Below are 14263 nucleotides of genomic sequence, written 5' to 3'. Positions count from 1 at the left end.
AGATTAGAGGTTAAAACAATGAAAATCCCACAAATCTTAATTGTTGAGGATGAATTAGTCACACGGAATATGCTCAAAAGCATTTTTGAAGGTGAAGGATATCAAGTATTTCAAGCTTCTAATGGCGAAGAAATGCACGCTGTACTCAATACGCAAGAAATCAATCTTGTATTAATGGATATTAACTTACCCGGCAAAAATGGACTGATTTTAGCGCGTGAGATTCGCGAGAAACGCAAACTTCCTTTAATGTTTTTGACTGGTCGTGATAACGAAATTGATAAGATTTTGGGTTTAGAAATTGGAGCTGATGACTATATTACGAAGCCATTCAACCCTAGAGAATTAACTATTCGTGCCAGAAATTTGCTCCAACGCACAATGTGCGAAAAAGATAATGGTGCCAAAGCACAATCTGAGATTGAAAGTTATCGCTTTAACGGCTGGACATTAGACATTCACAGCCATAGCCTTATTACTCCAGAGGGTGAAATAATGAAGCTACCTCGTAGCGAATTTAGAGCCTTATTACATTTCTGCGAAAATCCAGGTAAAATCCAAACTCGTGAAGATTTACTCAAAAAAATGGCTGGACGTGAATTAAAACCTCACGATAGAACTGTTGATGTGACCATTCGTCGCATTCGCAAACATTTTGAAGATCACCCTAACACCCCAGAAATTATCGTCACGATTCACGGTGAAGGTTATCGTTTTTGTGGTAATATCGAATCTTAATAAAAAAGAGGAGTCATATATGAAAAAATTAACTGTTGCAGCACTTGCTTGCTTATTCTCTGCTCATCTCTCTGCAGCCCCCGTCGGCAATACATTTACTGGTGTTGGTGTAGGTATTGATGTAACTACCACAAAATATAAAGTAGATGGAATCAAAGGTAAAGATTCAACAGGTCCAGTGCTCGTGGTAGATTACGGTATTGATCAAGGCAATAACTTAGTAGGTGTTGTGCAAGGTAAAATGAAACTCGGTAGCACTAAAGTTTCTCAGGATGTCAAACAACAAAATAAATATACCGTTGCTTATCAACAAGGCTATCGCATTACTTCCGCATTACTTCCTTATGTTAAAGTTGACGCGAGCTCTACTAAAGCAGGAAACAAAACCTATCGTGGTTTTGGCGTTGGTGTAGGGGCAAAATATGCGGTATCAAGCGATATTGAACTTGGTGCAGAATACACCCGTGATAACCTAAGACGTAGCAACACTAAATTAAAAGGCAATGCTTTCACAGCAAATGCAACTTATCGTTTCTAAGCAATATAATGAATAATGTGTAAAATTATTCGAAAATATAACCGCTTGTAGAATCTTCTGCATCCTCAAAATAACTTATTAAGAGGGTGCAGATTTTTTAAAGACCAAGCCCTGCGAAATACAGGCATAATAGACAAAAGTGTTAGTAAAAAGTGGGTTAAAGTCATATATTACAAGGCTTTAACCCACTTTTTTAAATTATGAACATAAAAAATGTATTTTTTGCCAACAAGATACAATCCAAAAGCACGGTAAAAAAGACAGTAAGCGACGCTATAAATGCACATCTTGCAACAAGACTTTTTCGCACAAAAAATTACTTAATCCAAGCAAAATTTGGGATGATTATTCCATTAGAAAACAGACACTAAAAGAGCTTGCTGAAAGTTATCAATGCTCAATCAGCCCTATTCAACGATACCTTGATAAAGCCCCAAAGGTTATATAATTCAATCAATTACCTGCGATGGACGAAAAGATTTATTCGATATACCTACCCAAATGTGCCAATTTCATATGGTTGCGATTGTCATGAGGGTATTGAGAAAGAAGCATAAGTCAGAAGCAGGGAAAGCGTTAAAACATATCGTCAAGACACTGAAAAATAGCGCAAAAAATGAATTTTATGTTCATTTAATTGGTATGAGAAGCACAAAGTCTTTTTAGAAGAGCGTTCAGAGATACCGAATGAGAAAGGCTATTTTCCTTATAAACACCGTAATCTACGAAGTGCTTATGCAAGTTTAAAACGCTATATGGATTATCTTTTTGCGTAAGAAAAATATGAGGAATTAGGGATAGAAAAGACAACAAATCGGATTGAAAATCTATTTAAACAATGAAAAGAAAAACTGCGGGTCCATAACGGCTTAAGCAGGAAGCATAAGGTATTGTTTATAAAGGATTTTCTAAACAAAAGAGTGGGTAAAACCCACACTTTTGTCCATTTTAAGTTACCACCCAAAAGAAAATAAATTATGCTTCTTGTTGCATTTGCATAAATGATCTTCTACGTGAAGAAACTAGCCTTTTTCTGTCTTTAATTTGTTTGATTTGGCGTAGGCGTAACTTCCTAGTCGGTAGAGTTTTCTTTTTCTTCAATCTTCTCATGAGAAGTATCCTCCTGTATTGATTTATTATCAGATAAACTTCTTGTTTCTTCTAGTATTCTTCGCTCCTCAACTCGTTGATAATTAATAATACTGCCATAATAACGGCGTATATTTTCAACATATTGTAGTGCTTCATAGCCTCTAGCGTACCCATATTTCAGGCTTGTATAATAACGCTTTTCTGCAAGTAGTGGCAGATTTTTTTTCACATCTAACCAATTGTCTGGATCGCCGCCTAGTTGTTTAGTTAATCTGCGGATATCTAATAGATGCCCTAGTCCCATATTATAAGCAGCTAAGCTATACCAAATCCTATCTTCTTGTGGGATAGTTTCTGGCATTTGCCTCATTAACATATGTAAATATTCAGAACCTGCTTTTATGCTCTGTGCAGGGTTGGTTCTATCTGAAATTTTCATTCTATCAGCAGTGTCTTTAGTTAGCATCATAATACCACGAACACCAGTTGGAGAAGTTGCATCTGGATCCCAGTGAGATTCCTGATAGGCAATTGCAGCTAACATTTGCCAGTCTAAATCTCCTTTATGTGCACGGAAAAGGGGCTCATATTTAGGCAATATAGTTTGAATTGCTTTTAAGTAGCTTTGGATATCGACATAATCAAACTTGGCTAAATGGTTAAAATATTTTTCTTCTATACGAGAAATTAATCCTGTTTCTACTGAATCAGACATAAAGCCTAGTAAAGCGGACTGTAGCTCACTATAAGAGCTATTAGCTAAATACCATAAAACAGGATTTTCATCGGTTAAATCAAAGCCTACAGCAAGATTAGGGTTGATATGCTGAGCGGAAGAAACATCTACCGACATTGCAATAGTATGCGGAATGTCTCCTTGTGCTACCTTTAATAATAATTCTTCTTGGGTAAATTTATCTGAAATTTTCCATTTTAGCTGGGGGTTGTCTTGTTTAAGTTGATTGAGTATAGGAATTACTGCTGAGCCGTTTGGAATAATTACATATTCTTGTAAGTCAGAAAGTCGATATGGTCTAGTTGTCCCTTTTTTATAAACGACTTGCCAAGATGCTGAATAATAAGATGGGCCTATTTGAAACGTTTCATTTAATTCTGGGTGATAAAGTAAACCTGCAGCGGCAATGTCGATATCATTATTTTTTAAAGCCTCAAATAACTTTTCGCTGCTATCATAGTTTTTCACTTCAAGATTGACGTTTAGATATTGTGCAAATGCAGTGGCTAAATCATACTCTATCCCGCTCTTGCCTTCAGGGCCGACAAAATACGAAATGGGGTGATTAATCATTCCTACTTTTAGATTTTTACTCTGCTGAATTTGAGTATAGTGATTGGCTTCTGAATGAATAATCTTTTGCCAAGGGAAAATCATATCCCAAGCCCAAAGTAGTAGGGTCATTGCGATAAAAAGGCGAGCAATTAATCCTTTCAATTTAAAATCCTCATTCAACTAAATGTTAAGTCTAGCCGAAATTATAGCTTAATGGAATAATAGTTTAATTTTAGTAGTGAAAAGAAAGAAATGAAATATTGAGTGAATGGCGCACCCGAGAGGATTCGAACCTCTGACCGCTCGGTTCGTAGCCGAGTACTCTATCCAGCTGAGCTACGGGTGCGTATTTAAAAATTATGAAAATTTAGTTTATCAGCGACCATTTTATTTTTAGAGTAAATAAAATGGCGCACCCGAGAGGATTCGAACCTCTGACCGCTCGGTTCGTAGCCGAGTACTCTATCCAGCTGAGCTACGGGTGCGTGATAAAGAAATGGCGGTGAGAGAGGGATTCGAACCCTCGATAGAGCTTTTTAACCCTATACTCCCTTAGCAGGGGAGCGCCTTCAGCCTGCTCGGCCATCTCACCACTCACTGTGTCTGTGGGCGACATATTACTAGAATTTAAAAAGATGTCAAATTCTTTTTCTGGAAAATGTTAAATTCCAGCGTGTTTGATTATGTTATAAGCAAAACGACGATTTTTTAATTTTTACGAATAAATATTAAGCATTTCATAGGCTTATAAAAAAGCGGTAAATTTTTTTAAAAATGTTACCGCTTGTAAATTTAAATGCTATTTTCGTTTTATTACGTTGATATTTCTCTTTTTTAATCTTTTGCAAGGTTGTTTACACAATGCTGTAAAATTTGCTCAACGCCATTTTTAATATAGTTATCGCTACGTACTTTATTTTTTTGTAAATCTAGCATAGCATCACGAATGCCTTGCGACATACTCGTTGGTTGTAATAAGTTCCAGCAAGTTGGCGATAAATGATTAAAGTTAGCTTGTAAATCTGCCGCATAAAGCACACCGCTATAATAAGCGTAAACATTATGATCTAACATTCTGTTTATTGTCATTGCGCGAATTTGTTCAACCGGTAAGGTGATTTTTTTTGTGTACCAATCATTTACGCCATTCATAAAGGCGTTGATATCATAACTTTCATTTACTCGGTCTTGATAAGTTTGTGCGGTTGTGCTGTAAGCAATTGCATAAGATTTTTGATCTACTGCTGAATAATTTAAGAGCTTCCAACCATTTTTATTTGATGAGCAAGCGACTAAAAATGCTATTGTAGTCATCATTAAAATAGACTTAATTGTTTTTTTCATCTATAACCCCTATTGTGTTTGTCATAAAGTTTTAGCTATTTTACCGAAGAAATGGCAAAATTACTTAAAAATTTTATGAGGTAACTATGAAGCAGTATTTAGATTTGTGTAATCGGATTGTAAATGAAGGGAAATGGGTATCGAATGAGCGTACAGCTAAGCGTTGCCTTACAGTCATTAATGCTGATTTAACCTATGATGTTGAAAACGGTGAATTCCCTTTAGTTACTACCAGAAGAAGCTACTGGAAATCGGCTATAGCTGAACTATTAGGCTATATTCGAGGCTACGACAATGCTGCTGATTTTCGTAGTTTGGGGACTAAATCATGGGATGCAAATGCTAACGAGAATGCCGCTTGGTTATCTAATCCTTACCGTAAGGGTGAAGATGATATGGGTTTAGTTTATGGTGCGGTTGGGCGTAATTTTCCGAAACCTGATGGTGGAGCAGTTGATTTACTGCATCAAATTGTTAGTGATTTAAAAAAAGGGGTTGATAATCGCGGTGAAATTTATACATTCTACCACCCGGGTGTGTTTCATATGGGTTGTTTACGTCCTTGTTTATATAGCCATCATTTCTCATTACTAGATGGTAAGCTTTATCTAAATAGCACCCAACGCTCTGCAGATGTGCCATTAGGTTTAAATTGGAATATGATTCAGTGTTACACTTTTCTAGCTTTAATGGCACAAATTACGGGGCATAAACCTGGGCAGGCTTTCCATAAAATTGTGAACGCTCATATTTATGAAGATCAACTTGAATTGATGCGTGATGTGCAGTTAAAACGTGAAGCGTTAAATGCTCCGAAATTAATCATTAATCCTGATATTAAATCATTAAAAGATTTAGAAACTTGGGTAACTCTAGATGATTTTAAAGTGGAAGGTTATGAATATCATCCGCCTATTCAATATCCATTCTCGGTCTAATAAAAATAATCTGACTCCAAAAGTTGGGCTCATTTGATTCTAGGGCTGCATTCTGTCAGTCCTTTTAATTTCCATTGAATATGTTAATGAATTAGGCTTGGAACTATTCGCATAATAATGCCTGAATTCGCAATATTAAACAGAAGGCAAGCCAATTTTGCAGAAAATTAGGCATTTTTGACCGCTTGTAAATAATTTGAATTCAGGAAGTGTTACTTTTACTGTTGAAGATAAAATTCTGCTTTTTCTTTATGACTTCAAAAATGGATTATTTTGTTTCTCTTGCCCGATAGTAGTATGTGAACCATGTCCAGGAATAACAATGAAATCATCCTCTAAATCAAACATTTTAGTACGAATAGTTTCTAAAAGTTGATGGTGATTGCCCATATAGAGGTCGGTTCTTCCTATACTATTTTGGAATAATACATCGCCACTAAAAGTAATTTTATTCTCAAAATCAAAAAAACCAATATGACCTGGCGCGTGTCCTGGCAAATGGCGAATTGTATATTTTAATGCACCAACTTCAATTACATCATTTTCTTCTAACCAATGGTCTGGATAAAATCCCCTTACCGGTGGTAAGCCAAATTGTTGGCACATTTCTGGCAAGCGTTCAAATAATGGCTTGTCTGCGATATGAGAACCAAATACCTCAACTTTAAAATGATCTCTGAGTGCCTCAACACTCATAATATGATCTAAATGGGCGTGTGTAATTAGCAATTTCTGTACTTTTAAGTGTTGAGATTGTACAAATTCGATGATGCGATTTGCATCATCTCCTGCATCAATAATGGCAGCGTTTTTATTTTCATCCCAAATCACAGTACAGTTTTGTTGAAATGGGCTGACAGGAATAATTTGCAAATTAAACATAAAATATGCCCGCTTGTTAGCCTCTCCAAGTACGAACAGGACCTGTATCAACATGAATAAAATTACTACGCGGATAGTAGCCTACTCCGCCATTATTTAGGCTTTCAGCCACCTGCTTTACTTTAGCTAAAGGAACGCCAGAAACTCTAAAATCAACCGCTTTACCAAGAATATGGTAGCTGTTGCTTGCAACACCACGACTTCTGCTACGCATTTTTGCATTAGTTTGAGGAGAGCGATAACCGCTTAATACTAAAATCTCTGCATTCTGGAAACCCAAACGGCGTTGTAATTGGTTCAGTTTGACGAATAGTTTCGGATCAATTGCTTTCACTTGATTGATGTGTCGATCTCTCATTAAATAATTTAATTGCCCAAGATCTTTTTTGTTTAAACCACCTACACCAAATTTTGCTGTGTAAGTATCGCCTGTATTAATGTTACGAAAACGCAACGCAACAGGAGCTGAGGTAGAAAGTGCAGCTATTACTTGACTTGGCAGAAGGCTAGCCCCTAACACAAGTCCGCCGAGTGATAACCACTTACGGCGTTGAATATCAATTTGTTCCATTTTTCCCTCATAGGTTAGTGAATAATTTAAAGCTTAGGTTAAATCAGTCTCCTGAATTCAAATAAAGTTCCAAGAAGATCTGAGATCTTCTTGGAATTTCATAATATTATTTAATTTAGATCAAACTTTTTAGTTTTTCCCAACTAATTGAAAATTGTGGAATATTTACATCAAAATTATAAATATCTGATAGAGTATGAACTTTACCGTTTTCAACCCAAGCCGTTACATAATATAAGTAAACGGGATTATCCGAATAAATTTGTGCCGACGTTGTTTTTTTACTACCTAGCACTCTGTTCTTTTTATCTAATCCCCAACCTGCTTCTTGAAGTAAAATAGTAGCTAATTCGTCGGCTTTTTCCACTCGTACACAACCTGAACTTAAAGTGCGATGTTTTCTACCAAATAAACCTCTGTTTGGCGTATCGTGTAAGAAAATGGCATCAGTTGTCGGCATATTAAATTTATAGCGACCTAATGCACTATCATCGCCTGCTTTCTGGCGAATGCGATATGGGACATTTTTAGCATTTACATACTCTGACCAGTTTACACTGTGAGGATCAATCTGATTTCCACTGCTATCAAGAATCTCAAAACTTGCTCGCTCGGCATAAGCAGGATCTCGAGCTAATTTAGGGATGATATCCTTAGCTAAAATACCTGATGGCACATTCCAAGGAGGATTGACCACTACATTACTTAATTTGCTATACATTACAGGTGTTTTACGATCTACTCGCCCAACAATAACTTTCGATTGTAGGGATAACACGCCATCACGGAAATAATATAATTGGTAACTCGGAATATTAACAAAAATACCATTATCAAAACTTGGAATAATGCGTAAACGTTGAACATTTAATGCCAGCTTATAGAAAGCGTTGTTAACCGCCTCTCCTGCGGTTGCTAATACTCTTTGTGCTGTATCTCGATATAAGTGATTTTGGGGCACAAGATTAGTCACAAATTCACCTGCAACTCCCATTTTTACTGCATTTGTCCATTGCGTAATTTGCTCTGAAGAAGGGGCTTTAGGTGTATAACTTCCTAAGTTATATAACCAATTATTCGCGTATTTAAAGACATTTTTGTTGTAATACAAGTAATCTAAAAAACCATCGGTCAATAAAATGTCTTTTGCTAAACCTTCTGGCTGGTTTAAGATTTGTTGTAATGCTTTTGCAGATTTAGACGACACGCCACTTGCAGCAAATAGAGCATATTCCTTTAAAAAGGCTTTTTCTGCTACCTTATCATGCCACATTGTGGCAAACTCATTATCTAAATACACTTTCATCGTGGCTTGGCTTAGTAATAAGGCATTATGACCAATCTCTTGCATCACTCTAGCCTCTGCTTGTTTTATTAATTCTGCTGCACGAGCCTGCTGAGCTGCTAAACTTAATTGAGGCAAAATGGTATCTTGCACAACAGATACAGCTGAAATATGAATAACTGTTGTCTTTTCAGCTACTGCAACGCCTGAAAAAGCCATCATCATAATTAATAATTTAAAGATTCTCACCCACTCTTCCTCTTAATCCATTATTTGCAAATTTACTCAAAAAATAGATCGCTTAGTCGCCTAAGCGGTAATATTTGATGTGTATATTACAGATTTATCATTTTTTATCAATTTGTGACCAATCGACTATCATTTGTAAGCCTTCTTTCAAGAAAAAATCAGGTGCTTCATAATCTTTTGGTAAATCATCAATATTTTTCAATAATTTTTTACCTTCTCGGGCAAAACGTGCATTAATGTCTTTTAAACGTTTAGCATCATCTGCTTTACCTTCTTTTAAACGCTCTGCCAAGTTTAATGACAAAAATTTACGATTATCACGTTCTTTGCGAATTGCAATATTCTCATTTAATACAATAAACTCGGGGTGCTTCTCAATACGTTCTTCGTGCTTTGTTTTTAATACTGACACTGCATTTCGTGCATTATCAGCCTCTTGATAATGAGCCGCAGGCACTTTATCCCAAGGTAGTGCATTATCTTCAAAACTTTCCCCTGTTTTTTCCGCATTAATAATTTCATAAAATTTAATGTCTGGCTCTACCCCTTTTAGCTGTGTACTACCGCCATCAATACGATAAAATTTTTGAATGGTGTATTGAATAAAACCTAAAGGTTCTTTATCTAAATCATACACAAAATTCAATGAACGGCTTTGTTGTACAGTCCCTTTACCAAAGGTTTGCTGACCAACAATAATCGCACGATTATAATCTTGCATTGCAGCAGCAAAAATTTCAGAGGCAGAAGCACTGTGGCGATTAATCATTACCATAACTTTGCCGTCGTAAATGATTTTAGATTCTGGATCTTCGTATATTTTGATACGATTAAACGCATCTTGGACTTGAACAACAGGTCCGCCTTTAATAAACAGCCCCGTTAATTCAATCACTTCAGTTAATGAACCTCCACCATTTTCACGCAAATCAATGATCAATCCTTCAACATTTTTCTTACTCATTTGCGTAAGTAATTTACGCACATCTTCGGTTAAACCAATATAGAATGTTGGGATCTTAATTACGCCGACATTTTTTCCATCAACTTTCTCAACTGTTAATTTAGCTGCACTATCTTCAATCCGCACTTTATCACGCACAATCGTGATTATTTTGGTTTTTCCACCTTTTTCTGGTTCAATTTCTAGGCGTACTTTTGTGCCTTTTTTACCTTTAATCTTATCAACGACATCATCTAAACGCCATCCGATAACATCTTCGATTTCACCTTTCTCACCTTGGCCTACTCCCACAATCTTATCGCCCACTACTAGTTTCTTACTTTTAGCAGCAGGTGCACCTGGCACCAGGGATTTTATACTGGTTACATCATCTTCTTGTGTAAGCGTTGCTCCAATCCCTTCTAATGAAAGGTTCATACTTTCTTGGAAGGCTTTTGCTGCACGAGGCGATAAATAACTCGTATGTGGGTCGATTTCACGAGAAAATGAATTTAAGTAAGTTTGTAAAATATCATCTGCTTTTACTTGTGTTAAACGCTTAATTGCAAAATTATAACGCTTAGTTAAGGTTTTCTTAATTTCAGGCCATTTTTTATCTTTTAAATACAAATTAATAATATCGTTTTTAACACGTTGCTTCCAAAGTGTATTTGCTTCTTCTATATTTGTTGGAAATGCAGCATCTTCGCGATCTATCTCAATGTTATCATCGCTTTTTAAATCGGGTTCTTTATCCAATAAAGATAAGGCATAACTATAACGCTCGTAACGGCGTTTGGACATCAACTCATATATCGCAAATGCAGAATCTAACTTTCCTGCATATAATTCATCATCTAATAATGAGGCATATTTGCTACGCATTTCATCAATTTCAGATTGTAGGAAAGTATTGTGAGACGGATCAAGCCAATCAATATAACGATTGAAAATCTTGTGTGCAAAAGCATCATTTAATTGGAATTTATGATAGTGAGATTGCGTTAAGCGAGCCGTTACTCTCTTGGTAGATAAGCTGTGCTGCTCGCTGGGTTTGGGAATAGTAATTCCACTCTCTTTTATATCGGGTTGAACCGCAAAAGCATTGCTTAGCAATAAACCTAAAGTTATCGCAAATATATTGTTGAATTTTATTAATTTCATCTTCTTTTCCAAATATTCAAGCGGTCATAAATGTGTAAAAATCTACGTTAATTTGACCGCTTGTAACTGTAAACCAGATAGAAAACTATTGACGACCAAATTTACTTGCTAAAGCCGCTAATTTTTCCTCTGACGCTTTTGGTAAATGTACTTTTTTCACTTTAGATTCTGCACGCTTTTTAGCATTTTCTTCACGTGCTTTTTGTTTAAAGAATTCTTTACGCTGTGCTTTACGTTCTTGTAATTTACGCTCTGCCACAGCTGCTTTCGCTTCAGCTAAGGTTTCTGACGCATGAATAGCTTCTTCTTTTGTAACACAACCTACTTCTTCACCTTGCAAACCAACACGAGCGACATTTGCTTGACTTGCCGCCAAATAGCGCCAAGAATTTGTGTAGTTACGTAATGCTTGACGCAACAAGGTTTTACTGACTTTTTCATCATCTTTTAATGCTTCTGCCAAATCTTGGAAAAGCCCTACTTTTAAGGGTTTCACTTCTCCTTCAACAGTGAAGCAAAGCGGAAATTTTTCCGCTAAATACGCAATCACTTCCTTTGTGCTTGGATTTGTTTTATTGTTAGTTTGTTCTATTGTTTGCTCTACTTGTTGTTCCGACATAACTGACATAATAAGTTCCATTAATAAATAAAATTCGAGAATTTGTTAAGTAAGATTAAAATCTCCGACTCAATACTATATTTTATTTATAAAGCTTCGTCTATATAAATTGTACATTCCTATCATAAAAACGATAGACTCTTTTTCAGGTGAATTTTCATAAAAGTATAAAAATAATTTGCTTCAAAAACGAATAAGTGGTCTAATAGCGAAAGCTGTTCGTGCGTTAGAGTTAAATAGTTGAATCTTTTTATTATTTCCCCCAATAAAAATTGGGCAAGTGATTGATAGATGCGTCTGTTGTAATATCCCGTTTAGCTATCTATTTTTATTACTTTTTATTTTTATAAGGAAAATGTTATGTCAGCAGTTACCGGCACAGTGAAATGGTTCAACTCAACTAAAGGTTTTGGTTTCATCACCCCTGATCAAGGTGGTAAAGATGTGTTCGTTCACTTCTCTGCAATTGAAACAAACAATGGGTACCGTACATTAGAAGATGGTGCAAAAGTTCAATTTGAAATTCAAGATTCAGAACGTGGTGCATCAGCCGTAAACGTGAAAAAAATTTAATTAAACATTAAACAATTTCGAGAATGCCGACATAATGTCGGCATTTTTTATATTTATTTCAAAATTTGCACTTCAAATTTCTTCGGTACAATAAATATCGCTGGCAGAACAAAAGCGGCCATTATCCAGAAAGTTAAACTTGGAGAATATTCGTAGATCATACCCGATACAAATGTAAATACTGCCATAACAGCACAACTCGCTAAACCAAAATACAATCCTTGTAACTTTGTAATCCTGTCTGCAGATTGCATCGAAATATAACGAATCATTGCAATATGAGAGGCACCAAAAGTAACTGAGTGTAAAAATTGAGCAAAAATTATCAAAGCAATCTCTGTTGTACTCCCCATAATTCCCCAACGAATGAAAGCAAATGCGGCAGAGAGAATCATTAAATGACTGATTTTCCAAGATTTAAACAGCCGTTTAGACACTAAAAAGAAGAGTATTTCCGCGACTACTGCCAATCCCCAAAATAGGCTTGTCATTTCTGTCGAAATGCCAGCATCTGACCAATGAATGGTGCTGTAAGTGTAATAAGCTGCGTGGGAAGCGCCTATTAACGATACTGCAATTAGCATTCGTAAGGTAGCAGACTCTTTTAATAATTCAGCGTAAGTCACATTTGAGCCACTACTTGCTACATTTTGTTCTTCAAAGCCTAGGGTCGGTTTGGCTAGTTGCCCGACACCGAAAAATATCAAAAACCCAACAATCACCCAAACTACAACATCTTCGCCTAACTGCCCAATGAAATAGCCACCTGAAAGGGAGCCAACCACAAAAGCGATTGAACCGAAAAGCCGTGCTTTGCCATAATCTAGCCCAACTTGTCGCTGCCAAAGAGAGGCAATGCTGTCTGCAAGCGGCATTGCCCCTGAATTAAACATTTGAAATAGCATTAAAACAGGAAAAACAAGCCAAATCGAACTGCCTGAAAATGCTAACGCAATTGCTGCCACTACATTCAGCCACGTTAAGGCTCGGGCGGTTGGAATGAGCTGGCTCACCGTTTTCACTCGTTGTGAAGCAAGCATACTACCGCCAAAACGAAATAAATAGCCCACTGCAGCCAATAATCCAATAATTTCAGTGGAGAATCCATAATGTTTTAACCAAACAGGTAAAAAAGGCAATATCACTCCGTAAGCACAAAAAAAGCCAAAATAGTTAAATGCTGTCCATTTAAAAGGCGAAACCACTATCACAACGATTTCTCCATTTCTTCAGCACGGTGAATTGCCGCCCACATTGCGTTCTCTACGGTTTTAGCTAAATTTTGCTGTTCAAAAACGTCCAATGCTTTTGCTGTTGTGCCACCTTTGGAGGTGACATTTTCTCGTAAGGTGGAAATCGGCGTTGCTGGGTTTGATGCAACTAATTTTGCCGCACCTAATGCCGCAGATTGAACAAGTAGCCTTGCATCTTGCTCAGAAAAGCCCATTTGGATTGCACTTTGTTGCATTGCTTCCATAAAGCGGAAGAAATAGGCGGGGCTTGAGCCTGTAATGGCAATAATATGATTGATTTTGTCTTCCGTATCCACCCAATAGCATTTGCCCACCGCAGACATCAGTTCTTCAGCAAATTGACAAGCGGTCGAATTGACCGATTTTTTTGCAAATAGCCCTGTCATTCCTTCACCAATCAGCGATGGCGTATTGGGCATAGTACGAATGATGTTTTTAGCATTCGGTAATAATGTTTCCAAGCGTGTTACCGAAATGCCCGCAGCAACAGAAATGACCCATTTGTCTGAAGAATCGAGGTCGGCAAATTCTGCACAAACCTCTGCCATCATTTGAGGTTTAACTGCTAACACAATAACTTCCGCTTGCTCAACCGCCTCCCGATTTGCAAAATTTGTCGCAATTCCGACCGCTTGTAGTGCTTCTCGGCGAGCTAAATTGCTTTTATTGCACGCAATAATTTGAGAGGCAGGGTAATTGCTTTTTAATAAACCTTGAATAATGGCAAATGCCATATTGCCCGTGCCGATAAAGGCAAGTTTTTTACTCTTCATTTGCAAATTC

The 14263-nt window shown here is 36.7% G+C and carries 14 protein-coding genes and 3 tRNA genes; 5 read left to right on the top strand and 12 right to left on the bottom strand.

Annotated features, from left to right (window positions below; all coding sequences use genetic code 11):
* The first annotated feature begins 18 nt into the window (after positions 1-18).
* The 3 genes from arcA to HV560_RS10490 all read left to right on the top strand — a co-directional run bounded on the left by arcA (position 19) and on the right by HV560_RS10490 (position 1724).
* Positions 19-738, top strand: coding sequence for a two-component system response regulator ArcA (gene arcA, locus HV560_RS00305; RefSeq protein ID WP_159628512.1), 720 nt, complete (start codon positions 19-21; stop codon positions 736-738).
* Positions 739-757: 19 nt separating this feature from the next.
* The gene (locus tag HV560_RS00300; protein WP_176807357.1) at positions 758-1276 is read left to right on the top strand and encodes a porin family protein; all 519 of its coding nucleotides are present in this window, start codon (positions 758-760) and stop codon (positions 1274-1276) included.
* Positions 1277-1493: 217 nt separating this feature from the next.
* The gene (locus HV560_RS10490; protein WP_420371380.1) at positions 1494-1724 is read left to right on the top strand and encodes a transposase-like zinc-binding domain-containing protein; all 231 of its coding nucleotides are present in this window, start codon (positions 1494-1496) and stop codon (positions 1722-1724) included.
* Between the two features lie 624 nt (positions 1725-2348).
* Here the strand turns inward: HV560_RS10490 and mltF are convergent.
* The 5 genes from mltF to HV560_RS00275 all read right to left on the bottom strand — a co-directional run bounded on the left by mltF (position 2349) and on the right by HV560_RS00275 (position 5003).
* Positions 2349-3821 carry a membrane-bound lytic murein transglycosylase MltF gene (gene mltF / locus HV560_RS00295; protein ID WP_176811892.1) on the bottom strand — a complete coding sequence of 491 codons (1473 nt, stop codon included), beginning with the start codon at positions 3819-3821 and terminating at the stop codon, positions 2349-2351.
* Positions 3822-3928: 107 nt separating this feature from the next.
* Positions 3929-4005, bottom strand: a tRNA-Arg gene (locus HV560_RS00290).
* 62 nt (positions 4006-4067) lie between these two features.
* Positions 4068-4144 (bottom strand) — tRNA-Arg (locus tag HV560_RS00285).
* A 12-nt stretch (positions 4145-4156) separates the two neighbouring features.
* A tRNA-Ser gene (locus HV560_RS00280) sits at positions 4157-4251 on the bottom strand.
* Positions 4252-4493: 242 nt separating this feature from the next.
* The gene (locus tag HV560_RS00275) at positions 4494-5003 is read right to left on the bottom strand and encodes a hypothetical protein (protein WP_159628509.1); all 510 of its coding nucleotides are present in this window, start codon (positions 5001-5003) and stop codon (positions 4494-4496) included.
* Positions 5004-5089: 86 nt separating this feature from the next.
* On the opposite strand from HV560_RS00275, the gene HV560_RS00270 reads away from it, so the two are divergent.
* Positions 5090-5941, top strand: a complete 852-nt coding sequence (locus HV560_RS00270) for a thymidylate synthase (RefSeq protein ID WP_176807355.1) — start codon at positions 5090-5092, stop codon at positions 5939-5941.
* Between the two features lie 249 nt (positions 5942-6190).
* On the opposite strand, the gene HV560_RS00265 is transcribed toward HV560_RS00270, so the two are convergent.
* The 5 genes from HV560_RS00265 to proQ form a co-directional block, all read right to left on the bottom strand.
* The gene (locus HV560_RS00265) at positions 6191-6823 is read right to left on the bottom strand and encodes an MBL fold metallo-hydrolase (protein ID WP_176811891.1); all 633 of its coding nucleotides are present in this window, start codon (positions 6821-6823) and stop codon (positions 6191-6193) included.
* Between the two features lie 16 nt (positions 6824-6839).
* Positions 6840-7394: a peptidoglycan L,D-endopeptidase MepK gene (gene mepK / locus HV560_RS00260; protein WP_176807353.1), complete on the bottom strand. Its 555-nt coding sequence runs from the start codon at positions 7392-7394 to the stop codon at positions 6840-6842.
* 115 nt (positions 7395-7509) lie between these two features.
* Complete coding sequence (locus tag HV560_RS00255) at positions 7510-8928, bottom strand: L,D-transpeptidase family protein (protein WP_475440220.1); 1419 nt, start codon at positions 8926-8928, stop codon at positions 7510-7512.
* Between the two features lie 97 nt (positions 8929-9025).
* On the bottom strand, positions 9026-11035 hold the full coding sequence (prc, locus tag HV560_RS00250; RefSeq protein ID WP_176811890.1) for a carboxy terminal-processing peptidase: 2010 nt from the start codon (positions 11033-11035) through the stop codon (positions 9026-9028).
* An 85-nt stretch (positions 11036-11120) separates the two neighbouring features.
* Positions 11121-11654 carry an RNA chaperone ProQ gene (proQ, locus tag HV560_RS00245; RefSeq protein ID WP_176808958.1) on the bottom strand — a complete coding sequence of 178 codons (534 nt, stop codon included), beginning with the start codon at positions 11652-11654 and terminating at the stop codon, positions 11121-11123.
* Between the two features lie 360 nt (positions 11655-12014).
* On the opposite strand from proQ, the gene HV560_RS00240 reads away from it, so the two are divergent.
* On the top strand, positions 12015-12227 hold the full coding sequence (locus HV560_RS00240; protein ID WP_159628503.1) for a cold-shock protein: 213 nt from the start codon (positions 12015-12017) through the stop codon (positions 12225-12227).
* A 53-nt stretch (positions 12228-12280) separates the two neighbouring features.
* Here HV560_RS00240 and HV560_RS00235 read toward each other — a convergent pair whose 3' ends face one another.
* Together HV560_RS00235 and proC are read right to left on the bottom strand one after the other, a co-directional pair.
* Entirely contained in the window at positions 12281-13438 is a 1158-nt protein-coding gene (locus HV560_RS00235) for a 3-phenylpropionate MFS transporter (protein ID WP_176811889.1), read from the bottom strand.
* Positions 13435-14253 (bottom strand): pyrroline-5-carboxylate reductase, encoded by an 819-nt coding sequence (proC, locus tag HV560_RS00230; protein ID WP_176811888.1) that lies wholly within the window; start codon positions 14251-14253, stop codon positions 13435-13437. The genes HV560_RS00235 and proC overlap by 4 nt, the downstream gene beginning before the upstream one ends.
* Positions 14254-14263 lie beyond the last annotated feature (10 nt).

It is taken from the genome of Mannheimia pernigra (assembly GCF_013377995.1).
Classification (GTDB): Bacteria; Pseudomonadota; Gammaproteobacteria; order Enterobacterales; family Pasteurellaceae; genus Mannheimia; species Mannheimia pernigra.
Note: the sequence above shows the minus strand (reverse complement) of the source record. Positions and strands in the feature narration are given on the sequence as shown.